Origin of the sequence: Desulfonema magnum (assembly GCF_017377395.1) — a bacterium.
In the GTDB taxonomy this organism is placed as follows: Bacteria; Desulfobacterota; Desulfobacteria; order Desulfobacterales; family 4be13; genus Desulfonema_C; species Desulfonema_C magnum.
The window spans coordinates 4,204,609-4,230,719 of sequence record NZ_CP061800.1 but is presented as its reverse complement, the minus strand read 5'-3'; the positions used below and the strand labels follow the sequence as shown (position 1 = coordinate 4,230,719).

Here is a 26,111-nt window from a genome sequence, read left to right as displayed (position 1 = left end):
TTTACAGGCCGGAAAAAGTGTAAGAAATTTCCCAAAAAATAATCTGCCCGAAATGTAGGGTGGGTGCAGCGAAGCGGAACCCACCATCTGTGCTTTTTAGCTTCTGTGAAGGAAGTCAAATTTTAATTTGAAAATAATATTAGCAGCCCGTTATCAAAAATCAATGGTATAATGACGAAGTTTATCACAAAGAGAAAATGCTTTGTACAGAAAAACGGTTCGGACAATTTTTTTAAAATTAAAATAATGCGCTAGCCTTAGCAGAAAAAAGCCGGGTTTCTCCTCCGTTCGCAGAAAAAGATATATAAAAACTTTTTGCTAAGGCACTTATCTGATATCAGGTGCAGCCACAAGAATTGCTCCTGTATTCTGAATTTATTTATCTGAAAAAAGACATATGATGACAAAAAAACATACCCCGGTTTTATTCACTGCAATTTTTGTATTTCTGTTGTTTTCCGCGGCATTTGCCGAAACTGAAAAAATCACTGCCAATGACGGGGCCGAAGGCAATGAATTCGGTCAGTCTGTTTCCATTTTCGGACAAAACTCAGAGTGCTATGCCATTACAGGCGCTTATAAAGATGATAACGGAGGGGGCGGTTCTGGTTCGGCTTATATTTTTAAACATAACAGCGGCAATTGGACCCGGGAGGCCAAACTCGCATCTGCCGAGGGGGCAGGTCATGAGTATTTTGGCCATTCTGTTTCCATTTCTGCCCATGAATCAGAGTGGTATGCCATAGCAGGCGCTTTTAACAGTAATGGCAATGCCTTTGGCACAGGCTCGGCCTATATTTTTAAACGTGAGGGACCCAACTGGATCCGGCAGGCAAAACTGGTTGCGAGCGATGGCGAACGAAATGATTATTTTGGCTATTCTGTATCTGTTTCCGGTGATTATGCGATTGTCGGGGCTTACAGGGATGACGACGGCGGAAAGGACTCCGGCTCGGCTTATATTTTTAAACGCAGCGGAACCGATTGGACAGAACAGGACAAGCTGACTTCCGACCGCGGCGCGGCCGGTGACAATTTCGGCAGATCTGTCTGTATTTCCGGTGACTATGCTGTTGTAGGAGCGATTCATGATGGTGATAAGGGAGCGGCCTACGTTTTTAAACGTGAGGGAAACCGCTGGATTCAGCAGGCAAAGCTGACAGCAGACGACGGAGAGGCAGACGACTTTTTCGGTTTTTCGGTTTCTGTTTCAGGCGCTGTGAGCCTGGAACAGTATGTGATTGTGGGCGCGGATGCGGATGATGACCATGAAAGTGCCTCTGGTTCGGCCTATATTTTTAAGCGTGAGGGAAGCCGCTGGATTCAGCAGGCAAAGCTGACAGCTGATGACGGAGAGGCAGACGATTTTTTCGGCAGGTCTGTCGCCATCTCCGGACGCGGATCAAACTGGTATGCAATGGTGGGAGCAGATTCGGACGATGACAGAGGATATAATTCCGGTTCAGCCTATATTTTTAAATATGACGGAACTCATTGGATTCAGAAGGAAAAATTGGTTGCTAATGACGGGGCTTCAGAGGATTATCTGGGCTGGTCTGTTTCCATCTCCGGCCAGAGCGAGGGATATTATGCAATGGCAGGGGCTTATAAAGATGATGATAATGGAAAAGATTCGGGTTCAGCTTATATCTCCAGGAATTTTTCTGAAGAAATCAGCACATCAGATATTCATGTCACTCCGAAATCATTAATTATTAATCAGCCTCAGAATTTGAGACTCGAGACTCGAAACTCGAGACTCGAAACTCGAAACTCAGGTTTTAAGTCTCCATCCTCAAGTCTCAAGTCTCAAGTCTCAAGTCTCAGGTTTCAAGTTTCAAGTTTCAAGTTTCAAGTTTCAGACAACGAATACGCAAAGGGTCTTGTCATACCTGAATATGTCAAAGCATATTGGAATACGCGTATTGCGCCGCCGCGCAAACCTGCTTCAGATTCTTTGCCTGTGTCTGCGGATTGGAGCGTTTATGACAGCCCCGTCAGGTTTCAGGGATCCTGCGGTTCGTGCTGGGCCTTTGCAACCGCTGCGATGATTGAGAACCTTATGAATCAGGCGGGACTTTCTGTGGAAGATGATATTTCCGAACAGGCCATTCTTTCCTGTTCTGTTGGCAGTTGCAGCGGCGGATGGTACTGGGATGCCCTGAATTATATTTATAAAAGCGGAATTTTCCCGGAATCCTGCTACCCTTATACCACTTCAAAAGGTAGTTGTGATGACAAATGCGCTGAACCGGATTTTCTTTTGAAAATAAAAGAGTTTACTCCCTCCCCGGGGTTATGGGGAGAAAATCATACTGTAAATGATTTGAAAGAAGCCTTGCAAGACGGACCACTTATCGTCTGCATGAGGACACCTGACGACGGAACTTTTAATGGCAGCTACACCGGCGGGGTCTATGATTATAATGGCGGACCCATTTCCTGGGAGGACAACGGTCATGCGGTTCTGCTTGTGGGATATGATGACACGCAACAGTGCTTCAAGGTGAAAAACAGTTGGGGCGACTGGTGGGGAGAGAATGGCTATTTTCGTATTGCCTATGATGATGTCACGGATGATGTGAAATTTGGCAGTTATGCCTGCAAAGTCTCAGGGGTCTTCACAGATGAGGACAAAACAGAGTTTACCATTGCAAATACAGGCGACAGTGATTTGGTCATCAACAGCATATCAGAAGATAAGAACTGGCTGACATTTTCGCCCCGGATAATTCAGCGTATCCGTCCGAACGAACACGCTGTTGTGGAAGTATCTGTGACAGATTGGGACGCCGTCAGGGACCCGGAGGAGACAGGAAAGATAACAATCTTTTCCAATGATCCGGATGAAGCTTCTGTTATTGTGGAAGTAAGGGCCATAAAATTTGCGAGTTCAGGCATGCCTCCGGTTTTAATGGCTTCACCGCCATTCAAAGAGGTTTCCGAAGCACACGGAGCAATGACCATTAATATCTCTAACGCAGGCAAAGGCACGATAAACTGGACAGCACAGACCCATGACCCATGGTTAAGCATTATCAGCAAAACCTCCGGAACGAATGACGGCATCATAGAAGTTGAGTATGAAGCCAATCCCGGTGCTGCAAGAACAGGTGAAATTGAAATTTCAGCCCCGGACATAGAAGGAAGCCCTCAGACTGTGGAGATAAGACAGGCTGAGACGCCTCCTGCGGGATGTGGCGGCAATGGTCCTGAACTGTCTGATGCCATATCAGTATTAAAAGCGCTGACAGGCATGGAAGTCGCGGATCCGTCATGTGCTGATATGAATGAAGATCACAAGATCAGTCTGGAAGACGCGATTTATGTGTTAAGATATGTTTCACGAAAAAGGCAGTAAACATCAGCAGATCGAAAACTTTTGAAAACTGGGACAATTTATTTGAGAGAAGCTTTCTTAGTTGAAAGAATGGAATGCAACTATATGAAATTATTCAAAAATCTGAATTGATGAGTTTGCTGGCCGTTTTTTCCTATGTGATTGCCAATATTAAGATCAGAATTGAATTCTGTGATGAAGACTATAACTCGATAATCAAGTTTCTGACCCGGATCGAACAAAAAGCCTGTCATTCCTGCGAAAGCAGGAATCCACTGTTGCCGGAGGCGCGGCATCTGTTTTCCGCATTCCTCACACTCGATAATCAAGTTTCTGACCCGGATCGAACAAAAAAGCCTGTCATTCCTGCGAAAGCAGGAATCCGTTTTCCGCAGATTTTACGCATCCGGAGACAGTGGATTCCTGCTTTCGCAGGAATGACAGAAAAAACTTGATTATCGAGTATAAGATATCTATTAGGTATCGTTAATTTTCTGTTACGGGAATATCTCTGTTATTCCCGTGATGTCTTCTGTAATCCGTTGGCTGATACAAACTTTTCGATCTGCTGAACATTCCTGATTCTAACGTTTTTTTGTGGTTTCTGATACTTTCGCACCGATTTTCAGGCTGATAACTCTCTGAAATCATGTAAAACCAAAAAATTCGTCAGAACCAGCTATTTTTTTATTTATTTCAGCTCGAAAAGTTTAAAAAGGGGCTTTTTGCTCTGCTGATTTACTCCCTGTTTTTCATAATTTTACGCTTTTCACCCTATTGGCTGCAACCGCTTAAATTTGTGGCATCGGGTCAATATATCTGACTATTTATAATTATATTAAAATATTATAATCTTTTAAGCAAAAAATATGCCAAAGCCTTTGTAAAAGGTAGGATATTCCTACCTCTGATGCGCCTTTTCCCTATCAGTTTACTCCTTTTCTCCAGTTAATTTACTCTTCTCACCCCATTGATCACTTTCCTTAAAATCTGCTATTTTGCTTTTCAATATTCAGTAGATCGAAAAGTTTTCGGGCTGTCGCGGGACAGACACGGCGAACGGGGAAGAAACCCGGCTTTTTCCCGCGGGGGGAGTCTTCTGTCCGGGGAAAAAAAGCCGGGTTTCTCTGCCATGCCGCACACAGTCCGGAAACTTTTCGATCTACTGATATTGATGATTCACGAAAAAGATAAAATAACTTTGCCGCATGTAAGTACTTGAGCAAAAATTTTTCATACATCTTTTTTTTCCGAGGATGGCTGAGAAACCCGGCTTTTTCCTTCACGGACGGCGGATCATTTCGGAAAAAACCCGGGTTTCTTCCCCGGACAAATATAGAAAACTTATGGTTAGGTACTTATAAGCTCTGAGAAAAAAATTCCGGGGGAGGAGTTGCTGAATCATATTTCAATTTTCCAAATCGCACCTTACCTACCGCCTTCATTGCAACTGCCCCCAATCTATCTGAATATAAGAGGATTTATACGGAGTTTTTCAAAGTTTGTCCCTGAATGAAACACTGTAACTCAATGATCAAATTTTTTTGTCATTCCTGTTTTTGCAGGCTTCGGCGTGAGCGTCCGACTGAACTCATGCCAAAGTTTCAGTCGGACGGAATGACAGGCTGTCCGGCCGGACCGGATCAGAAAACTTGATTATCGAGTGTCAGCAGATCGAAAAGTTTCCGGACTGCGCGCGGTGCGGCAAAGAAACCCGGCTTTTTTCCAGGACGTTCAGGTCGGGAACTTATTTCATCTTTGCACCTTATTTTAATTTTTTAATTCTCTAATGAATAAGAAAGGTTATCCATGTTTGGGAAAAAAATTGCCATGTCAGTCGTTTTGTCTCTCTGTTTTTTTGCTTCAACAGTTCTGGGGCAGGAAACAACCAGGGATGATGCCGGAATACCGTTGCCTTTCAGAATTGGCGGCACGGTGGAGGTAAATGGTGTACAAATAACAAATGAGACCGATGCAGGTTATGTATTTACTGTAACCAAACCGGATGGAACATCTTTTATTTCAGCAAACGGAGATGAAGCGGAAGATACAGATGGCCTTAATGAACATAATTGTTATATAATAGATATTCCAATTTATAACAAAGACAGCCAGCCAGAAGGGGCGGAACCAGGCGAACCAGTGGTCATCCATGCCATTAAGGATGGTGTTGAACTACCCGTTGTATTAATAGGGGAACGTCGGGATAATATTAATGTGTCAGCGAAGGGCCAGCAACTGACTGTAGGAGAAAGCGGAGATGTTGAACAAATTGATCTTATCGTTGTAAGTCTGGCTGATGTTATAAATATGCTGAAAGCATTAATAGCAAAAGATTCCGGATTACCGTATGTTGATATGAACGAAGACAACAAAATAGACCTGAGAGACATAATTTATGGTTTGAACTATATTTCAGAGATGGGGCTGTAATATTTAGCAGATTGAAAAGTTTCCTGGCTGTGCGCTGGACAGCAACGAAACCCGGGTTTGTTCCCCGGACAAAATATCTCCCCCGCGGGAAAAAGCCAGGTTTCTCCCCCATATGCATCAGGCTAAGATCGTAACTCATTGTTTTTATTAATCCGTGATCTGCCGGACGGGGTTTGCAACCCCGTCCGAAATATTTTCCGACCCCCGAAAACAAACGTTTCGGACGGGGTTGCAAACCCCGTCCGGCATTCTTAGCCTGATGCATATGGGTTTCTCCCCCCGTCCGCCCTGTGACGGCCTGAAAACTTTTTCAATCTGCTGAGACTCTGTGTGTTTCGCTAAACTTTGAATGCGTCCGACAGTATAACAGCCCTGTCATTGGGAGTTTGGGGATCGGAAGCTATAACAGTATCATTTTTTTGAAGAATATCCTTACAGGCTTGGTCTTCATCTTGTATCCGCAAATCTGACCGGGTGCCCATGAGGGACCACACAGCTCGGTAGATATCTTCGAGGACCATATACAGCGACGGAACCAGGACAAGGGTGATACCGGTGGCGAACAAAACACCGTAGCCCAGTGAAAGGGCCATGGGAATCATAAATTTTGCCTGCCGGGATGTTTCAAAGATCATGGGCGCGAGTCCGCCAAAAGTGGTAAAGGTTGTCAGTAAAATAGGACGGAACCGCTGAATTCCGGCGGAATGAACCGCGTCATGGGCAGATAATCCCTCCTGTTTTCTGCGGTTGGCAAGCTCGATGAGAACCAGGGAATCATTCACCACCACGCCGGAGAGCGCGACCACGCCGAACATGCTCATCACGCTCAGACTGTAGCCCATGATCAGATGCCCCAGCACCGCGCCCACGATCCCGAAAGGAATACTAGTCATTACAATGGCAGGCTGTACATAGCTCCTGAAAGGAATGGCAAGCATGGCGTAAATGCACAGCATTGCCAGAAGCAGACCTTTCACCAGACTGCTCATACTGTCCCGAATATCCGCCTGTTTGCCCTGGAAACTGTACTCAAGTCCCGTGTATTTATGTGTCAGTTCGGGCAGTATGCCGGATTTCAGTTCAGCCAATATCTCATTTGCTTTTTCAGGCGGATTCACATCTGCCTCGGCCGTGATCACCCTGCGGCCGGTCCGCCGATTGATCTCTGTATATGCCCGGGTCCGCTTTGTATCCACCACCTGACGCAAAGGAACCTCCGCGCCTGAGGGGGTGCGCAGGATCAGTTCCTCCAGGTGATGCTCCGAACTCCGTTCTGCCCTGGGCAGGCGTACCATCACCGTGACCTCGTTTTTTCCCCGCTGCTGACGAATCGCCTGCTTGCCGTAAAAAGAATAACGCACCTGCCTGGCAACGGACTGGGCTGTCAGCCCCAGGGCCTGGCCTTCGGGTCGGATTTTGAAATTCATCTGCTGCTTGCCGGGTAAAAAACCATCCTCGACATCCTTGACATTGGGAAACTGGCTCAATGCCTCAGCCAGTTCTGTGCTGGCTGCCTCCAGCACGTTAATATCCCGGTGGCTCAGTTCCAGACTCAGTGAGGCGCCTGATCCGGGACCGCCTGAGTCAGACCTGAATGTCAGCGATTCAGGCCCCACAATGACTCCGGCTTGTTTCCGCCACAGACGGGTAACTTCGCCGGTACTCATGGGGCGTATTTTCGGAGGTGTCAGATATGCCCTTACCCTTGCCGTATGCTCGCCAGAGTTGCCGATTTCCGCAAAAATGCCCTGAACCAGGCTGTTTTCTCCGTTTTCCTCGGCCACCTGTCTGGCAGCATCTGTTAAAATTTTTGTCACGGCCTCGGTTTTCTCAACAGGTGAGCCATATGGCAGAACAAGGGTTGCCTGAGAAAAATCCGACTCAACTCTGGGAAAAAGCGTCATGCCCATACGGCCGCTTTTTACCAGGGCAAGAATGAGTATCAGGGCTGTCATGCCAATGGAAAGAACCAGATACCGGTTTTTCAATATCTGTTTCAGAAACGGACTGTAATACCGGTGAATCATACGGGTAAATCCGTTGCTGAAACGTGCCTGTACACGGAACAGCCAGCCTGTCAGTCCTTTTTTTCCCCGTTCCCGCTGATGTCCCAGATGCGCGGGCAGAATAAACACGCTTTCGATGAGCGATATGAGAAATACAGTGATCACAACAGCGGGAATGCTCTTGAAAATTTTGCCCATATGTCCGGGTATAAACCACAGCGGCATAAACGCCACCACATTGGTCAGAATGCTGAAGGTGACAGGCATGGAGACTTCCTGAACGCCTGCAATCGCAGCCTTGGAAAAGGAGTTTCCCTGCTGCCGGTAAGAATAAATATTTTCACCCACGATAACCGCGTCATCCACCACAATTCCCAGGGCAATGATAAATGCGAACATGGAAATCATGTTGATGCTGATGCCCAGAAGGGGCAGAAACAGAAGCGAACCCATAAATGAAATGGGAATTCCCATGGCCACCCAGAAAGCAAGACGGATTTCCAAAAACAGCCCCAGCAGGATGAATACCAGTGAAAGCCCCATATAGCCGTTTCGAAGCATCAGGTCCAGGCGCTGGCGATATATATCTGACTTGTCTTTCAGAATTCCGGTTTCGATCCCGGGAGGCAGCTTTCCCTGTAATTCTTCCAGATAGGTTTTGACTGCATCGGCAACCTCAAGCGGGCTCTGATCGCCCACCCGGTAAACTTCGATCATCACTGCGCGTTTACTGTTGTAAGTGGCGTAACGGCCTGTGTCTTCGAATCCGTCCGTGATCACAGCGATATCTTCCAAAAGTGTCTGGGAACCGTCTTTGCCGGTGATGATGGGAATCCGGGCAAATTCCCTGCCATAATCTCTGCGTTCCTTCATGCGGACCAGTACCTCGCCGGACCGGGTTTTGATACCGCCGCCTGCCAGTTCCACTGAAGCGGCTTTGACGCGCTGTGCGACTTCTTCCAACGTCAGATGATATGCCCTCAGCTTTTCCTGGGGCACTTCGATACTGATTTCCAAATCCCTGATACCGGCCAGCTCCACCTGGGTGATGTTCTCATTCCGGAGCAGTTCGTCTCTGGCAGTTTCGGCAGTTTCCCTCAGCACCCGCTCGTCCTGATCTCCGTAGATTACGAGAGATATCACATCTCGGCGGCGCATAGCCACAGACACTTCAGGGTCTTCAGCTTCTTCCGGGAAAGAACTGATGCGGTCAACTTCGCTTTGAATATCATTTGCAAGCTTTTGCATATCCGCACCTGTCAGGGCTTCGACTGTGACTGTTGCCGAACCTTCCCTTGCTGCGGATGTGATTTCGTCTATCCCTTCCAGTCCCTGGATCGCTTCTTCAATGGCTAGGATGATTCCCTGTTCTATTTCCTCGGGGCTGGCCCCGGGATAAGATACTGTCACGCTGATTCTGTCCGAATCAAATTCAGGAAATACCTCCTGTTTGATCTGAGTTCCCAGGATCAGACCGCCCACCAGCAAGACCAGCATCAGTAAATTCGAGGCAACAGAATTGCCCGCCATCCATGCGACCGGTCCACGTTCTTTTTCTTTATGTTCATTTGCCATGTTTGCCTCTTTCTGAATCTTTGCTATTTTCAGCAGATCAAAAATCCTTTCCGGCGTGCAAAAATTAAGCAAAGCGATTTTTTGCATTTTAGCGGAATTTTTCAAATGAGCGGTGCAAAAAACCGCTTTGCTTAATTTTTGCACTCCGGATTTGTGAATTCTTTAAATGAGCGGTGCAAAAAACCGCTTCGCTTAATTTTTGCACGCCGGATTTGTGAATTCTTTAAATGAGCGGCGCAAAAAACCGCTTCGCTTAATTTTTGCACTCCGGATTTGTGAATTCTTTAAATGAGCGGTGCAAAAAACCGCTTCGCTTAATTTTTGCACTCCGGATTTGTGAATTTTTTCGATCTACTCATTTTCAGAAAAACCTGCCATCTGAATTGCCATTCCATGCACGGGCGCGGAAAGATCAGATGTGATCAGCTGTTCTCCGATTTTCAAACCATTTTTCAGAAAAACAGAATCATTATCCCGCCAAACAGTTCTGACCTGACGGATAATCAGGGTTCTGTCTTTTCCCGCGATCCAGATTTTATTATCATCCCGCAACGCGGTTCGCGGAATGCGGACAACATTTGTCAGTTTCTCTCCTCTGATTTCAACGCGGACATACTCGCCGATCAGAAGCGGAGGATATCCGGTTTCAGGATTCTCCAACCCCAGCGGATCTTTTACAGAGATCAGAAGCCGCGCCATATGCGCTTCAGTGTCAAGGTCGCTCAGAAGTCTGATCACTGTTCCCTCCCGCTGATATGCGCCGTCATGGTATTTCACAACAGCCTGGGAACCCGGGTCTCCGCCCTTTCGGGGAATGGTAATCCATTTCAGCCTGTCCACAGGCACGGAAACCCGGATCCGGTATTCATCCGTACCTGTCAGCTCCGCGAGCTGCTCCCCGGATGAGACTTGGGAACCGATCTCTGCTTGTTTCGTTCGTATCACAGCGCTAAACGGCGTGCAAACCCGGGTTCGGGCAAGGTTCAGCCTTGCCTGTTCCAGTTCGGCCTTTGCCGACCGGAGTTCAGCCTTTGCCTTTTCAAGATGCGGTTTGCGCGTCGCAAGCGCTTTGTCAGGGTCTTTGCCACTGCTTTTTCCGTTGAGCAACTCCCATTCCCGTTTGGCAATATCCTGGTACCCCATTTCTATCTTCAGTTGATATGAAGCCTCGGCAACTTTACTTTTCATCTGTGTGACAATGAGTTCGTAATCTTTGGGGTCAATTTTCAGGATTTCCTCGCCCGCTTCAAGAAAGCCGCCTTCGGTAAATTCGGGGTGAGCTGAGACCACCTCTCCCGAAACTTTGGGTCTGAGTACCAGTTCATGGGCTGGTTCCACAGTTCCCATGACCTGAATCACCACTTGTTCATCAGATATGCGAACTGGCTCGGTATTTACCAGGCGGGCTGTCTGCTCGGGGGGACGTCTGCGGGGTTTGGAGGTACTTTTCTGAATATATGCGGCCCCCGCGATACCCGCGCCGAGTATGAGCAGGGGAAGCAAAATTTTAACTAAAAGCGGTATGATGCGGTGATGTTCGGAGGGAACCGCGATGCGATTTTGATCTGTGTTTTGATGATTGCGATGTGTCATTTTCCTTATCCTTATCCTTGCAGATTACCCCTCGGACATGAGCGAATCTGTCCATGTTCCGCCAAGTGCGCGATACAGATTTACCCGATAGATCAGAAGCCCGGTTTTTTGCTGAATCATGCTTTTTTCCAGACGTTGAACTTTCTGAAGCTGTGTCAGCACTGGCAGATAATCTGAAAGCCCCTTGCGGTAACGGGCAATGGCCTGATCAAATGCTTTTTGGGCGACTTCTGTCTCTGCTTCCAGCACCCGGAGATGCTGTCGCTGTTTCTTCTCCCTGATCAGCGCGTCTTCTGTTTCTTTGATGGCGGTATAAACAGCGCGGCGATATGCCCACAGATTTTCATCGGCCTTTGCCAGGCTCCGATCCACCTCGGCTTTCCGGCGTTTCCCGTCAAAAATCGGTGCGGTAAGATTTCCCGCGAGCCTGAGCAGCCAGTTGTCAAAAATAATGTCAAGATGATCTGCGCCGAAACTCGCAGTTCCTGTGAGTTTCAAAGCGGGCAGGCGGTCGGCTTTTGCCACGGCCGCGTTCCAGTCCGAAGCCTGTAAGCGCAACCCGGCTGCCCGGACATCCGGCCTTGAGGCCAAAATATCCGCAGGCAGTCCTGTTGCCGGAACCTGGGAAATATCCGGCAGGGTTTTTCGGGTAATGCGAACCTCTGATCTGGGCGGTTTTGCCAGAAGCAGCGACAGCTCGTGCATCAGCAGTTGTTCTTCTGATTCGATCAGCGGAATCTGCCCCCGGACCTGTTCAACAGCCTGCCTTTGCTGATACACATCCAGTGCGGAAACAACCCCTTTTCGGAAACGGAGTTCCACCAGTTCGAGATAGGTTTTATTTGTCTCAAGCTGTCTTTTTAGGAGCTGCTTTTGCATTCGCTGTGAAATGATATTGATCCAGAGTGTTGCGGCCGAAGCGGTGAGCGTCATGGCAGCCGCGTTCAGGTCTTCACGGGTTGCCGCGGTTTCAAGGCGGGTCGCTTCCTGTTCCGAACGAATCCGTCCCCATATATCCAGTTCGTAACTGCTGGCAAGCCCTAGGGAATAATCCGAAGCAGTAAGCGAGGATGAACCGGAACCGTCATCTGTGCGCCTGCGGGTGCGTGAATTCCCTGCGTTCAGTGACACATCCGGAAAACTCGCTGCTCCGGTTTTCACTGCCACTGCCTGAGCCTGTTTCAGTCTTTGCCACGCCTCTTTCAGACTGAAATTTCCTGACAAAGCCTCGGCAATCAGCGCGTTCAGTTCAACGTCATTAAATTCCTGCCACCACGGGACAGCCATATCCCTGTCTGATGTATAAAGGGAAAACATTTCAGGCAGTTCTCCCTGGGGAGCAGTTCTGATATCCGGGGTGAACAAGGTACAGGAGGAGGTTGTCAGACCTGTAATAATCAGCAGTGTAATAATAATCTGTTTTTTTATCATGTTGTCAGGCCCTCATACTGATAGTCCTTTTTGCTTTCATCTTAAACTCCTTTATGAACCAGATTTTCTTTTTCCAAACAAAGATCAGCAGAAGTTTTTTTCTGCTTCTGCCTATATATGTCGTATGGTTCTTGGAAAAAGGTTACAAAAAAGATTGTCTGCTCTGAATTTTTTTGTGATAAGGTAATGGCCTTTGGTATATTTTTGTATTTAAAAATTTTAATTCGCTGAATTTAAATCATTAGAGTTGTTCCCAAATAAGTAAGCCTTTCAGCCCGCTGTCATATGACGCGACGTGCGGCTCATAATGCCACAAAGACACGAAGGCGCAAAGGCACACAAAGACCCTTCGTGAAGCCCTCGCCCTCGCATCTTCGTGTCTTTGTGGCATTATTTATTTACTCGATGTTCAAGTTTTTTGACCCGATTCGACTAAAAAGCCTGTCATTCCTGCGAAAGCAGGAATCCATTTTGGACAGAGGCCACGCTTCCGGAAGCAGCGGATTCCTGCTTTCGCAGGAATGACAGAAAAAAACTTGAACATCGAGTATTTAGGAACAACTCTGTTAATAAAATCTAAAATCAGGTTGAAATTATTCTTCAAACTCGGAGAAAGAGATTGTTTTTCGAACAGGGCTTCTGGTTCTTGTGCGCGGTCTCAGGAATGCACGGCATTCTTCTGTGGTGGGATGATAAGGAACTGAGGAAGCTGTGTGGCGGGAGATATGCCTTATCTCGTTCGATATTTCGATATTTCGATATCTCGTTATCTCGTTCCCACGCAAAGCGTGGGAACGAGATAAAAATGTATTCATCCCTCACGGAGAATATCTTTTAAAAATGCAGGCGGACGCACCACCCTGCCGTGAGTGTCAACGCAGGCGTGCTTTGTGTATCCTGTGGCAAGAAGGGTCTCCCCGTCCTCGCTGAATATCTGATAATCAAATTTTACTCCTGCCCGCACCTTTGCATCAACTGACGCTTCGATAATAATAAGGTCGTCGTAGCGGGCCGGCGATATAAATTTGCACTGCATTTCCGAAATTGGCAGAAAAATTCCCTTTGATTCGATTGTCTTGTAAGGAAGCCCCAATGACCGGAACATTTCTGCCCGGCCGATCTCAAACCATCTTAAATAGTTGGCATTATAGGCGATTCCCATGTTATCCGTGTCGCCGTATATGACTCGGTATGTTGTTCTGTGAGTAAGCATTGTTTGTCTGAATAGCTGAGTTTTTTTAATGTCTGAGTGTCTGAGAGGTGTCTGAATTCTTTAAACAGCTTAAACTCGATGATCAGATTTTATAATTCCCTATACAAGAACAAAAAATTTGATGATTGAGTTAAAGGTCCTCAGGCACTCAGATATTTAATCGCCCAGTTCCTTTTGAATAATTGTTTTCAGTTCATCATATTTGTAGGTCACAGGAAGCTCCGGGAATTCCTCTGTTACATTTTCCGGAGGTCTGAAAAGAATGCCTTTGTCAGCTTCTTTCAACATATTAATATCATTGTAAGAGTCGCCGACACCGATAATTTTATAGTTAAGACCTCTTAAAGCAATCGCTGTTTTTCGTTTGCCGTCTTTCTGGCGCAGGTTATACCCTGAAACAGTGCCGTCCGGTTCTATGGATAAGGAATTGCAAAACAGTGTGGGGCGGCCAAGTTTTTCCATGAGCGGGCCGGCAAACTGAACAAAAGTATCGGAAACAACGATCAGCGGAGTGCGTGATCTCAGCCAGTCAAGGAACTCCTTCGCACCTTCAAGGGGATCCATGGTTGCGATCACATCTGTGATATCTTTTATTTTCAGTCCGTTCTCATGAAGAATGGAAAGCCGTCGCTTCATTAATTTATCATAGTCGGAGATATCCCGTGTGGTCAGCCTGAGTTCCTCAATGCCTGTTTTCTCCGCCACGTTGATCCATATTTCAGGCGTATAAACCCCTTCCAAATCCGAACAAACAATATACATTTTGTTATCTGTCATTTATGATTCACCATTCTTATTATCCGCCGATGAGGAGGATATTATTATGACTCAACGATCAGCTTTTTGACCCGGTTCGAAGAAAAAGCTTGTCATTCCTGCGAAAGCAGGAATCCATTTTTCGCATATTTTACGAATCCGGCGGCACGGGATTCCTGCTTTCGCAGGAATGACAGAAAGACACCTGATCATCGAGTATTCGTTCACGATCCGATCCCAAATCACCAATCACCAATCCCAAATCACCCAATTCAATCCTGTCCGTTTTGATCTTCAATGCGTATGATAACCGGCTTATCGCCCACAACATCAAGGAGCATAATCTCGGACAACGCCTTTTTCACATCTGCTTCTTTGGCAAGATGAGTGAGCATGACAATGGGAACTGATCCGCCTGTTTTCCGTCCTTTCTGATGCACAGACTTGATGCTGATGTCATGCTTGCCCAGAATACCTGATATCTTGGAGAGAACCCCGGGACGATCCAGCGCGGAAAACCTGAAATAATAATGAGTGAAAATTTCATCCACCGGCATCACAGGAATTTTTCGAATATTTTCAGACTGATAGGAAAGCAGGGGAACCCTCCCCGCTTTCGCACCGGACAGAATATTCCGGGCAATATCGGCCGCGTCACTGATCACCGCACTGCCAGTGGGCATCATCCCCGCGCCATATCCGTAAAGCAGCATATCGCCCACCGCGTCGCCAGAAACCATGACCGCATTCAGGTTGCTGTTGACATTGGAAAGAATATTATCAAACGGAATCATGGTGGGATGGATTCTTGCCTCAACCGCATCGCCTTTATCTTTGCCAATGGCGAGGAGTTTTATCCGATAGCCGAACTCTCCTGCGAATTCGATATCCAGCGGCGTAATTCCTGATATTCCTTCAATATAAATATCTTTTAAATTGATCTCCATGCCATAAGCAAGGGAATTCAGAATAGCCAGTTTATGAGCCGTGTCAAACCCTTCCACATCCAGCGTGGGATCCGCTTCTGCAAAACCGCTTGCCTGGGCCTCGGAAAGGGCGGCTTCAAAAGTCTTTCCCTCATCCGTAATTTTGGATAAGATATAATTACATGTGCCATTGAGAATGCCGATCATGGAGGTGATGCGGTTTCCCACCAGGGATTCCCGCAAAGATTTTATAATCGGCATACATCCGCCCACACTTGCCTCAAACGCAAAATCAATCCCTTTTTCCGCCGCGGCTCTGAGCAGGGTATTGCCATGACTGGCAATAAGGGCTTTATTTGCAGTGACAACATGCTTGCCATTATGGATGGCTTTTTGAATAAACTCTTTTGCAAGTCCCTCGCCGCCAATCATTTCAATAATGATATCAATGTCAGGATCATCAAGCACTTTCTGAGCATCACTGATGAAGACCCCGTCATCAAAACTTATACCTCTGTCCGTTTGAATATCTATATCAGCCACATATTTCAAATTCAGGGCAGCCCCGACCCGGGAGCGAATCAGCTCTCTGTTTTCGATAAGAAGTTTTGCAACGCCTGTACCGACTGTGCCGCAGCCAAGCAAACCAATGTTAATCTTTTTCATAAAAAATAGCCTTTGAATACTCCCGACCTCTGCTCCGAAGAGAAAAAAAGGAGTGCGAAAATTTTATTTTCGCAAAAACCGCCAGAAAAAATCTGCCAGCAGGAGAGTTTGCGAAAATAAAATTTTCGCACTCCTTGTGCCGGGATTACATTACTTTTTTAATGCCTCTTACGGCCTGATTGATGCGCATGTTATTCTCTATCAGCGCAAACCGCACATATTCATCCCCGTACTCGCCAAATCCCAATCCGGGTGAGACAGCAACCTTGGCCTCTTTAATCAGAAATTTGGAAAACTCCACGGAACCCATCTTAATATATTGTTCTGGAATTTTTGCCCATACAAACATGGTTCCTTTGGGGCTTTTTATGTCCCAGCCCACACGGTTCAGACCTGTTATCAGGGCGTCCCGCCGACTCTTATAAGTGTCACGGATTTCTTCCACGCAGTCATAATCGCCGTTTAGCGCGATGATGGACGCAATCTGAATGGGTTGAAAAATGCCATAATCAAGATAACTTTTTATCCGGCGCAATGCAGCGACCACTTCCTTATTTCCCACGCAGAAGCCGACCCGCCAGCCTGCCATGCTGTAGCTTTTGGACAAAGAGAAAAATTCAACGCCCACGTCTTTGGCTCCTTTGGCTTGGAGAAAACTGGGCGCTTTATAATCATCAAACACCAGATCCGCATAAGCAAAGTCGTGGATGATCATAATATCGTGTTCCTTTGCATAAGCCACGATCTTTTCAAAAAACTCAAGATCAACAACCTCAGTTGTGGGGTTGTGCGGATAACTGAGAATCAGCACCTTTGGCCTCGGCCATGTCTGCTTTGTCGCGTGCATCAGATTTTCAAAGAAATCAGAATCCGGCCCCACAGGAATGCCGCGGACATCTCCCCCGGCAATGATAGCCGAATACGGATGAATCGGATAGGTGGGATTCGGAGTGAACACCACATCTCCCGGACGGATCGTCACAAGAATCAGATGGGATAATCCTTCTTTCACACCGATGGTGACAATGGCCTCGGTATCAGGATCAACATCCACATCAAACCGGCGTTTGTACCAATTGGAAATCGCCAGCCTCAGCTTGGTAATTCCCATGGAAGCCGAATAGCGGTGATTATGGTGCTTTTGTGAGGCTTCCACGAGTTTCTCAACAATATGGTCAGGCGTGCCCAGGTCCGGGTTGCCCATTCCCAGGTCAATAATATCCTCACCCGCGTGTCGTGCTTCCATCTTTATTTCATTCACAGTGGCAAACACATATGGCGGTAAACGGTCAAGTCTTGCAAATTGTCTCATAACAACCTCATGTTTTGAAATTTGAAACTGGAAATTTGAAACTGGAAACTGGAAACTGGAAACTTGAAACGAACAGTTTTATTTGAATGTAAGACAAATTTGTGTGAAATCGTTGTTTCACAGCGAGAATCTGTCTGTGGTTGCCCAGTTTCAAGTTTCAAGTTTCAAGTTTCACTTTTTTACAATATGAATTGGTTTATGTCAAAAAAATTGTTTTGATTCTCAGAAGGTCAGTCGCAGGGAAACGCGTTCCCTATGATGCCCAGGCATGAACGGGCGGTAAGGAGCGAAGGCTTTCATATAAAGCGATTCCCACGGCTGTGGAAAGGTTGAGGCATCTTATTTTTCCGGAGATAGGAATATGATAAGCAGCCTGATTATATACGGACAGGATGGTTTCGGGAAGTCCTTTGGTTTCCGAGCCAAAGATAAGAAACAGGCGGTCAGGGCATGGCATGGACCAGAAGGGTTTTTCAGCTTTTTTAGCAAATAATGCCACTTCCTCTTTTTTCGGTCTCATGTTTTCCTTAAATTCCTCAAAATTCTCCCACACAAAAAGCCTGACCTTAGGCCAGTAATCAAGACCTGCCCGTTTAACCTGTTTGCTTTCAAGGGAAAACCCCAAGGGTCTGATCAGATGAAGGAAAGCGCCTGCCCCGAGACAGGTGCGCCCGATATTGCCAGTATTCCAATGCACTTCAGGCGCGATAAGAACGACATGCCGCTCTGTCACTCTGGTATTCTTTTCAAACTTATTTTTCATCTTCGGTAAATGAAGCATCTGAACCACAGATTAGCACAGATTAAGGGATTACACAGATTTTTTCAATCCGTGAAATCTGTGAAATCTTTTGCCGGACGGGGTTTGCAACCCATACGCATCAGGCTAAGGTTGCCGGACGGGGTTTGCAACCCCGTCCGAAAGGTTCCTTTGCGGTGATTCGGAAAACATCCCGGGCGGGTTTGCAACCCCGTCCCGCAAAATGTTTGAACCACAGATTAACACAGATTAAGGGGATTACACAGATTTTTTTCAATCCGTGAAATCCGTGTTAATCCATTTTAATCTGTGGTTCAAATTTTTGCCGGACGGGGTTTGCAACCCATACGCATCAGGCTAAGGTTGCCGGACGGGGTTTGCAACCCCGTCCGAAAGGTTCCTTTGCGGTGATTCGGAAAACATCCCGGGCGGGTTTGCAACCCCGTCCCGCAAAATGTTTGAACCACAGATTAACACAGATTAAGGGGATTACACAGATTTTTTTCAATCCGTGAAATCCGTGTTAATCCATGTTAGTCTGTGGTTCAGAGCTGGCATATAATAAAAAATTATCTAATTTTTTTCAATCCGTGAAATCCGTGTTAATCCATGTTAGTCTGTGGTTCAGAGCTGGCATATAATAAAAAATTATCTAACGTACTGAATTATAAATTTAATGTCAAACTGTTTTTTGATCATACAGAAGATTATGAAATTTGGTACGAAACCCCGAGTTCAACTGCTCGGAGGTCTCATGTCAAATATACCTTTAATCAGTTTGTCAGACTCTGAATCGGCGCGGGAATCCTGCCCCCCAGGCGGATAAAACGATTTTCGCCACAGGCATTATTTACCGGCATAATCACGGACTGCCCCAGAAGCCCGCCGAAATAAGCGTTATCTCCTGCTTTTTTCCCCGGCACAGGGATCAGCCGTGTGGCCGTGGTTTTTTTGTTGATGACACCGATAGCCATTTCATCCGCAATAATCGCGGCAAGGGTCTCCTCTGACGTATCTCCGGGAATGGCAACCATATCCAGGCCCACAGAGCATACGCTGGTAATGGCTTCCAGTTTTTCAAGGGAAAGATGCCCGGCTGCTGCGGATTCGGAAATATTCAAATCCTCACTCACAGGGATAAAAGCCCCGCTCAGACCGCCCACGTGGGAGCTTGCAAACGCGCCGCCCTTTTTCACTGCATCGTTCAGAAGGGCCAGTGCAGCCGTGGTTCCGGGTACGCCGATACTCAGCAACCCGAGACTCTGGAATATTTCCCCCACACTATCTCCCACATTTGGCGTGGGTGCAAGGGAAAGATCCGCAACTCCGAAATGAATTCCCAAATTTTCAGCCACTTCTCTGCCGATCAGTTCTCCGACACGGGTGACCTTGTAAGCGGTCCGCTTGATAAGTTCCGAAATCTGACCCAGATCAAGATTGGGATTTGCCTCAAGCGCACGATCAATGGCTTTTTTTACCACTCCGGGACCGCTGACCCCCACATTGACAACCGCATCTGCCTCTCCCACCCCTAGATAAGCCCCTGCCATAAAGGGAATATCCTGGGGAATATTGGCGAAGACACAGAGCTTGGCGCAGGCCAGCCCGTCTTTGTCAGCAGAAAGGCTTGCTGCCTGTTTGATGATCTGCCCCATAAGACAGACCGCATCCATATTTATTCCGGCCCGGGTGGAAGCCACATTCACAGAAGCGCAGACCCGTTCAGTTTCCGCAAGGGCACGGGGAATTGCCTCGATAAGCGAGCGGTCTCCTTTGGCAATGCCTTTCTCCACCAGGGCTGTGAATCCGCCGATAAAATCAATATTCACCTCTTCGGCAATATCATTGAGGGTTTTGGCGATCTCAACCAACTGGGACGGAGAAAACGGCGCGCCCACCACTGCAATGGGACTCACGGCCACCCGTTTGTTCACCACCGGAATGCCGTATTTGTCGCCAACCTGGTCACAGATTTTTACAAGATTTCTGGCGAGCTGTGTGATTCGGGTATGGATGTTCTTTTTCAGCGTATCAAGATTATGACTTGCACAATCAAAAAGATTTACGCCTAAAGTGATAGTACGCACATCAAGATGTTCATTTTGAAGCATCTCAAGCGTGGAAAGTATTTCTCTCTCTGTAAGCATGATATTTCTCTGTAGAAAAAAGTGTTAGGTGTTAGGTGTTAAGTGTCAGGTGTTAGGAAAAATTACAAATTTTCAATGGATCGAAAAGTTTCCGGGACAAAAGGAGTGCAAAAATGAAGCGAACGCGGAATTTTTGCAAAAATTTCGCCTTCGCTTCATTTTTGCACTCCTCGCAGTTGTTTTAAAACAGTATGTTACAAATTCTTTTCGATCTACTGATTTTTCATCATTCGTTGTGACCGGCAGCTCATGGCCGTTTATATGAAAAAGGTGTTAGGTGTCAGGTGTCAGGTGTTAGGAAAAATTACAAATTTTCAATGGATCGAAAAGTTTCCGGGACAAAAGGAGTGCAAAAATGAAGCGAACGCGGAATTTTTGCAAAAATTTCGCCTTCGCTTCATTTTTGCACTCCTCGCAGTTGTTTTAAAACAGTATGTTACAAATTCTTTTCGATCTACTGATTTTTCATCATTCGTTGTGACCGGCAGCTCATGGCCGTTTATATGAAAAAGGTGTTAGGTGTCAGGTGTCAGGTGTTAGGAAAAATTACAAATTTTCAATGGATCGAAAAGTTTCCGGGACAAAAGGAGTGCAAAAATGAAGCGAACGCGGAATTTTTGCAAAAATTTCGCCTTCGCTTCATTTTTGCACTCCTCGCAGTTGTTTTAAAACAGTATGTTACAAATTCTTTTCGATCTACTGATTTTTCATCATTCGTTGTGACCGGCAGCTCATGGCCGTTTATATGAAAGTGTCAGGTGTCAGGTGTCAGGTGTTAAGTGTTAGGTGTTAAGTGTTAGGTGTTAGGAAAAAATATAAAATTTTCATCGTTCGTTGTGACCGGCAGCTCATGGCCGTTTATATGAAACTCTAATTAATAAGAAATAAATTTAGTTCGTTATCTGAATAAAATAATTGCCGAATACGGATATTCAGAGTAAAAAAACACTTGTCCCGTAGTCTCCGAACGACTTTTTAAAATATTTCCGCACTTCTTAAAAAATGAGGCCGGTCCTGAAAAAAAAGTTTTATATTCGTAGTCTCTTAAAAGAGCTGACATTTTGTTGTGCAGGTGACCGGCCGGTCATGTTTATATCGGGCTCGCGGCGCCATTTTTTCACCGACCTTAAAATGTGAAGTGCTTCAGTTTTATTTACATCAGGCTGTTATTATCCTTTCCTGTTAAAAAACGGATTCGGTATATTCTTCATATTCTTTACAGTTTTCAATTTATTTTAAGGTTATTCTCTGTTAAGCGGAAGCAACCAGGTCATATCCTAACTGTGCGGCCTGTTTTTTTAGTCTGTTTATCTTTTTTTCCTGATTTTTGCCGGAAAGATATCCTTTACCCAGATCCTCAAAAGATTCTCCGTATTTTATTATATGATAAATTCCCTTTGCTATGCTGTGAGCAACTGCGACAACAGCTTTTTTGGCTCCGCGCCGATATTTTATACGATAATATTTGTCCTTATAATATGAGTCCCTCTTCTTAATGGCAGACCATGCAATTTCAACCATGACTGTTTTAAAGGGATGATTTCGGACCGGGGACCTGCCGCTTTTACGCTTGCCGGCACTTTCATTATTTCCGGGACAAAGTCCTGCCCAGGAACAGAAAGCAGCCTCATTTCCGAATTCTTCCAGTGTGAATCCTATATGACTGAGCACTGACTGACCGGCCACTGTGTTAATCCCGTATACTTCGTCCAGACGATCCAAAACTTCCTGATGAGGCCTCATAAGCCTGGCAAGACGGGCAGTTACGGATTTAATATTCCGCTCCGTTGCCTCAATTGTATCCATAAGCAGTTTTAACTGAAAACGATGGTGATCTTCAAAAAAACCCTGAATACTGCGATGAAGTTCCGCACTTTTGGAACCGAGACTTCCTTTCGCACATTTTTCAATATTTTCAAGGCTTAAATCCGCATCTTCGTCACAAAGGAGACTGATCAGGTTACGTCCTGTCACTCCGAACAGATCGGTCACCACAGAACTGATTTTGATATTGGCGGTCTCGAACAGTTTATGAACACGCCTCTTGTAATCTCCGAGAGTCTGTGTGTAATTTTTCCGAAGCGTTGTCAGGTCACGCCATTGTCTCACTTCCTTTGCCGGAATAAAACTGCCTTTCACAAGCCCGTGGCGAAGGAGATTGGCAAGCCATCTGCTGTCCTCGGTATCCGTCTTTCTGCCGGGAACATTTTTTATATGGCGCGCATTTACCAGGACAACATCCAGATGTCCTTCAAGGATATTGTGAACCGGACGCCAATACACACTTGTACTTTCCATTGCAACTGTCGGACAATTATTGTCGGTCAGCCAGTCCCTTAAAAGGAAAAGGCTGTCTGTAAAAGTCGGGAATTCCCTCACTTCATATTGCGGCGAGCCAAGGGGATTCAGAGTAATAAGACATGCTGAAATAATATTCTTGTGAACGTCCAGTCCGCAACAAACGGGATGCATTACTGAAATAATCGGGGTGTCTGATTTTTTAGTCATAACCGTCCTTCCTGTTATAATTGTTGATAAATATTTATTCTGAGAGTAGTTATGACATTTTGAACCAAAAATCAAAAGTTTCATCCTTTGTTGTGTCCGCAGGACATGGGAGTTTATATGAAAAAGGTGTTAGGTGTCAGGTGTCAGGTGTTAGGAAAAATTACAAATTTTCAATGGATCGAAAAGTTTCCGGGACAAAAGGAGTGCAAAAATGAAGCGAACGCGGAATTTTTGCAAAAATTTCGCCTTCGCTTCATTTTTGCACTCCTCGCAGTTGTTTTAAAACAGTATGTTACAAATTCTTTTCGATCTACTGATTTTTCATCATTCGTTGTGACCGGCAGCTCATGGCCGTTTATATGAAAAAGGTGTTAGGTGTCAGGTGTCAGGTGTTAGGAAAAATTACAAATTTTCAATGGATCGAAAAGTTTCCGGGACAAAAGGAGTGCAAAAATGAAGCGAACGCGGAATTTTTGCAAAAATTTCGCCTTCGCTTCATTTTTGCACTCCTCGCAGTTGTTTTAAAACAGTATGTTACAAATTCTTTTCGATCTACTGATTTTTCATCATTCGTTGTGACCGGCAGCTCATGGCCGTTTATATGAAAAAGGTGTTAGGTGTTAAGTGTCAGGTGTTAGGAAAAATTACAAATTTTCAATGGATCGAAAAGTTTCCGGGACAAAAGGAGTGCAAAAATGAAGCGAACGCGGAATTTTTGCAAAAATTTCGCCTTCGCTTCATTTTTGCACTCCTCGCAGTTGTTTTAAAACAGTATGTTACAAATTCTTTTCGATCTACTGATTTTTCATCATTCGTTGTGACCGGCAGCTCATGGCCGTTTATATGAAAAAGGTGTTAGGTGTCAGGTGTCAGGTGTTAGGAAAAATTACAAATTTTCAATGGATCGAAAAGTTTCCGGGACAAAAGGAGTGCAAAAATGAAGCGAACGCGGAATTTTTGCAAAAATTTCGCCTTCGCTTCATTTTTGCACTCCTCGCAGTTGTTTTAAAACAGTATGTTACAAATTCTTTTCGATCTACTGATTTTTCATCATTCGTTGTGACCGGCAGCTCATGGCCGTTTTATATGAAAAAGGTGTTAGGTGTCAGGTGTCAGGTGTTAGGAAAAATTACAAATTTTCAATGGATCGAAAAGTTTCCGGGACAAAAGGAGTGCAAAAATGAAGCGAACGCGGAATTTTTGCAAAAATTTCGCCTTCGCTTCATTTTTGCACTCCTCGCAGTTGTTTTAAAACAGTATGTTACAAATTCTTTTCGATCTACTGATTTTTCATCATTCGTTGTGACCGGCAGCTCATGGCCGTTTATATGAAAAAGGTGTTAGGTGTCAGGTGTCAGGTGTTAGGAAAAATTACAAATTTTCAATGGATCGAAAAGTTTCCGGGACAAAAGGAGTGCAAAAATGAAGCGAACGCGGAATTTTTGCAAAAATTTCGCCTTCGCTTCATTTTTGCACTCCTCGCAGTTGTTTTAAAACAGTATGTTACAAATTCTTTTCGATCTACTGATTTTTCATCATTCGTTGTGACCGGCAGCTCATGGCCGTTTATATGAAAGTGTCAGGTGTTAAGTGTTAAGTGTTAGGAAAAACTTCAAAACTTTCATACTTCGTTGTGACCGTCAGGACATGGCCGTTTATATGAAACTCTAATTAATAAGAAATAAATTTAGTTCGTTATCTGAATAAAATAATTGCCGAATACGGATATTCAGAGTAAAAAAACACTTGTCCCGTAGTCTCCGAACGACTTTTTAAAATATTTCCGCACTTCTTAAAAAATGAGGCCGGTCCTGAAAAAAAAGTTTTATATTCGTAGTCTCTTAAAAGAGCTGACATTTTGTTGTGCAGGTGACCGGCCGGTCATGTTTATATCGGGCTCGCGGCGCCATTTTTTCACCGACCTTAAAATGTGAAGTGCTTCAGTTTTATTTACATCAGGCTGTTATTATCCTTTCCTGTTAAAAAACGGATTCGGTATATTCTTCATATTCTTTACAGTTTTCAATTTATTTTAAGGTTATTCTCTGTTAAGCGGAAGCAACCAGGTCATATCCTAACTGTGCGGCCTGTTTTTTTAGTCTGTTTATCTTTTTTTCCTGATTTTTGCCGGAAAGATATCCTTTACCCAGATCCTCAAAAGATTCTCCGTATTTTATTATATGATAAATTCCCTTTGCTATGCTGTGAGCAACTGCGACAACAGCTTTTTTGGCTCCGCGCCGATATTTTATACGATAATATTTGTCCTTATAATATGAGTCCCTCTTCTTAATGGCAGACCATGCAATTTCAACCATGACTGTTTTAAAGGGATGATTTCGGACCGGGGACCTGCCGCTTTTACGCTTGCCGGCACTTTCATTATTTCCGGGACAAAGTCCTGCCCAGGAACAGAAAGCAGCCTCATTTCCGAATTCTTCCAGTGTGAATCCTATATGACTGAGCACTGACTGACCGGCCACTGTGTTAATCCCGTATACTTCGTCCAGACGATCCAAAACTTCCTGATGAGGCCTCATAAGCCTGGCAAGACGGGCAGTTACGGATTTAATATTCCGCTCCGTTGCCTCAATTGTATCCATAAGCAGTTTTAACTGAAAACGATGGTGATCTTCAAAAAAACCCTGAATACTGCGATGAAGTTCCGCACTTTTGGAACCGAGACTTCCTTTCGCACATTTTTCAATATTTTCAAGGCTTAAATCCGCATCTTCGTCACAAAGGAGACTGATCAGGTTACGTCCTGTCACTCCGAACAGATCGGTCACCACAGAACTGATTTTGATATTGGCGGTCTCGAACAGTTTATGAACACGCCTCTTGTAATCTCCGAGAGTCTGTGTGTAATTTTTCCGAAGCGTTGTCAGGTCACGCCATTGTCTCACTTCCTTTGCCGGAATAAAACTGCCTTTCACAAGCCCGTGGCGAAGGAGATTGGCAAGCCATCTGCTGTCCTCGGTATCCGTCTTTCTGCCGGGAACATTTTTTATATGGCGCGCATTTACCAGGACAACATCCAGATGTCCTTCAAGGATATTGTGAACCGGACGCCAATACACACTTGTACTTTCCATTGCAACTGTCGGACAATTATTGTCGGTCAGCCAGTCCCTTAAAAGGAAAAGGCTGTCTGTAAAAGTCGGGAATTCCCTCACTTCATATTGCGGCGAGCCAAGGGGATTCAGAGTAATAAGACATGCTGAAATAATATTCTTGTGAACGTCCAGTCCGCAACAAACGGGATGCATTACTGAAATAATCGGGGTGTCTGATTTTTTAGTCATAACCGTCCTTCCTGTTATAATTGTTGATAAATATTTATTCTGAGAGTAGTTATGACATTTTGAACCAAAAATCAAAAGTTTCATCCTTTGTTGTGTCCGCAGGACATGGGAGTTTATATGAAACTCTAATTAATAAGAAA

General features: G+C 45.3%; 14 protein-coding genes. 3 read left to right on the top strand and 11 right to left on the bottom strand.

The window, feature by feature from the left end; translation table 11 throughout:
• The first annotated feature begins 397 nt into the window (after positions 1-397).
• Together dnm_RS16330 and dnm_RS16325 are read left to right on the top strand one after the other, a co-directional pair.
• Complete coding sequence (locus tag dnm_RS16330) at positions 398-3,361, top strand: C1 family peptidase (protein ID WP_207677983.1); 2,964 nt, start codon at positions 398-400, stop codon at positions 3,359-3,361.
• Positions 3,362-5,149: 1,788 nt separating this feature from the next.
• Positions 5,150-5,773, top strand: coding sequence for a hypothetical protein (locus tag dnm_RS16325; protein ID WP_207677982.1), 624 nt, complete (start codon positions 5,150-5,152; stop codon positions 5,771-5,773).
• Between the two features lie 338 nt (positions 5,774-6,111).
• Here the strand turns inward: dnm_RS16325 and dnm_RS16320 are convergent, their stop codons facing one another.
• From dnm_RS16320 to dnm_RS16310, 3 genes are all read right to left on the bottom strand, one after another.
• A complete protein-coding gene (locus tag dnm_RS16320; RefSeq protein ID WP_246556004.1) occupies positions 6,112-9,441 on the bottom strand; it encodes an efflux RND transporter permease subunit in 3,330 nt (1,109 codons plus the stop codon).
• Between the two features lie 264 nt (positions 9,442-9,705).
• Complete coding sequence (locus dnm_RS16315; protein ID WP_207677981.1) at positions 9,706-10,947, bottom strand: efflux RND transporter periplasmic adaptor subunit; 1,242 nt, start codon at positions 10,945-10,947, stop codon at positions 9,706-9,708.
• 24 nt (positions 10,948-10,971) lie between these two features.
• Positions 10,972-12,378 carry an efflux transporter outer membrane subunit gene (locus tag dnm_RS16310; protein ID WP_207677980.1) on the bottom strand — a complete coding sequence of 469 codons (1,407 nt, stop codon included), beginning with the start codon at positions 12,376-12,378 and terminating at the stop codon, positions 10,972-10,974.
• A gap of 619 nt (positions 12,379-12,997) precedes the next feature.
• Between dnm_RS16310 and dnm_RS16305 the strand changes: the two genes are divergently transcribed.
• Positions 12,998-13,216 (top strand): hypothetical protein, encoded by a 219-nt coding sequence (locus tag dnm_RS16305; protein WP_207677979.1) that lies wholly within the window; start codon positions 12,998-13,000, stop codon positions 13,214-13,216.
• Here dnm_RS16305 and dnm_RS16300 read toward each other — a convergent pair.
• From dnm_RS16300 to dnm_RS16265, 8 genes are all read right to left on the bottom strand, one after another.
• Positions 13,190-13,591, bottom strand: coding sequence for an acyl-CoA thioesterase (locus dnm_RS16300; protein ID WP_207677978.1), 402 nt, complete (start codon positions 13,589-13,591; stop codon positions 13,190-13,192). The genes dnm_RS16305 and dnm_RS16300 overlap by 27 nt on opposite strands.
• 156 nt (positions 13,592-13,747) lie before the next feature.
• Positions 13,748-14,368: a bifunctional phosphoserine phosphatase/homoserine phosphotransferase ThrH gene (thrH, locus tag dnm_RS16295; protein ID WP_337833582.1), complete on the bottom strand. Its 621-nt coding sequence runs from the start codon at positions 14,366-14,368 to the stop codon at positions 13,748-13,750.
• 251 nt (positions 14,369-14,619) lie between these two features.
• On the bottom strand, positions 14,620-15,939 hold the full coding sequence (locus dnm_RS16290; protein ID WP_207677977.1) for a homoserine dehydrogenase: 1,320 nt from the start codon (positions 15,937-15,939) through the stop codon (positions 14,620-14,622).
• A 145-nt stretch (positions 15,940-16,084) separates the two neighbouring features.
• On the bottom strand, positions 16,085-17,251 hold the full coding sequence (gene alaC, locus dnm_RS16285) for an alanine transaminase (protein ID WP_207677976.1): 1,167 nt from the start codon (positions 17,249-17,251) through the stop codon (positions 16,085-16,087).
• Positions 17,252-17,504: 253 nt separating this feature from the next.
• Positions 17,505-18,032 (bottom strand): tRNA (cytidine(34)-2'-O)-methyltransferase, encoded by a 528-nt coding sequence (locus dnm_RS16280; protein WP_246556002.1) that lies wholly within the window; start codon positions 18,030-18,032, stop codon positions 17,505-17,507.
• A 752-nt stretch (positions 18,033-18,784) separates the two neighbouring features.
• The gene (locus dnm_RS16275; protein WP_207677975.1) at positions 18,785-20,158 is read right to left on the bottom strand and encodes a PFL family protein; all 1,374 of its coding nucleotides are present in this window, start codon (positions 20,156-20,158) and stop codon (positions 18,785-18,787) included.
• 1,251 nt (positions 20,159-21,409) lie between these two features.
• The gene (locus tag dnm_RS16270) at positions 21,410-22,666 is read right to left on the bottom strand and encodes an IS110 family RNA-guided transposase (protein WP_207677974.1); all 1,257 of its coding nucleotides are present in this window, start codon (positions 22,664-22,666) and stop codon (positions 21,410-21,412) included.
• A gap of 2,048 nt (positions 22,667-24,714) precedes the next feature.
• Positions 24,715-25,971 carry an IS110 family RNA-guided transposase gene (locus dnm_RS16265; RefSeq protein ID WP_207677974.1) on the bottom strand — a complete coding sequence of 419 codons (1,257 nt, stop codon included), beginning with the start codon at positions 25,969-25,971 and terminating at the stop codon, positions 24,715-24,717.
• Positions 25,972-26,111 lie beyond the last annotated feature (140 nt).

What these genes read in the sequence shown, in the direction of transcription:
- dnm_RS16330 (WP_207677983.1), top strand. Translation starts at nt 398, where the DNA reads ATGATGACAAAAAAACATACCCCGGTTTTATTCACTGCAATTTTTGTA.
- dnm_RS16325 (WP_207677982.1), top strand. Translation starts at nt 5,150, where the DNA reads ATGTTTGGGAAAAAAATTGCCATGTCAGTCGTTTTGTCTCTCTGTTTT.
- dnm_RS16320 (WP_246556004.1), bottom strand. Translation starts at nt 9,441, where the DNA reads ATGCAAAAAATCGCTTTGCTTAATTTTTGCACGCCGGAAAGGATTTTT.
- dnm_RS16315 (WP_207677981.1), bottom strand. Translation starts at nt 10,947, where the DNA reads ATGACACATCGCAATCATCAAAACACAGATCAAAATCGCATCGCGGTT.
- dnm_RS16310 (WP_207677980.1), bottom strand. Translation starts at nt 12,378, where the DNA reads ATGATAAAAAAACAGATTATTATTACACTGCTGATTATTACAGGTCTG.
- dnm_RS16300 (WP_207677978.1), bottom strand. Translation starts at nt 13,591, where the DNA reads ATGCTTACTCACAGAACAACATACCGAGTCATATACGGCGACACGGAT.
- thrH (WP_337833582.1), bottom strand. Translation starts at nt 14,368, where the DNA reads ATGACAGATAACAAAATGTATATTGTTTGTTCGGATTTGGAAGGGGTT.
- dnm_RS16290 (WP_207677977.1), bottom strand. Translation starts at nt 15,939, where the DNA reads ATGAAAAAGATTAACATTGGTTTGCTTGGCTGCGGCACAGTCGGTACA.
- alaC (WP_207677976.1), bottom strand. Translation starts at nt 17,251, where the DNA reads ATGAGACAATTTGCAAGACTTGACCGTTTACCGCCATATGTGTTTGCC.
- dnm_RS16280 (WP_246556002.1), bottom strand. Translation starts at nt 18,032, where the DNA reads ATGCTTCATTTACCGAAGATGAAAAATAAGTTTGAAAAGAATACCAGA.
- dnm_RS16275 (WP_207677975.1), bottom strand. Translation starts at nt 20,158, where the DNA reads ATGCTTACAGAGAGAGAAATACTTTCCACGCTTGAGATGCTTCAAAAT.
- dnm_RS16270 (WP_207677974.1), bottom strand. Translation starts at nt 22,666, where the DNA reads ATGACTAAAAAATCAGACACCCCGATTATTTCAGTAATGCATCCCGTT.
- dnm_RS16265 (WP_207677974.1), bottom strand. Translation starts at nt 25,971, where the DNA reads ATGACTAAAAAATCAGACACCCCGATTATTTCAGTAATGCATCCCGTT.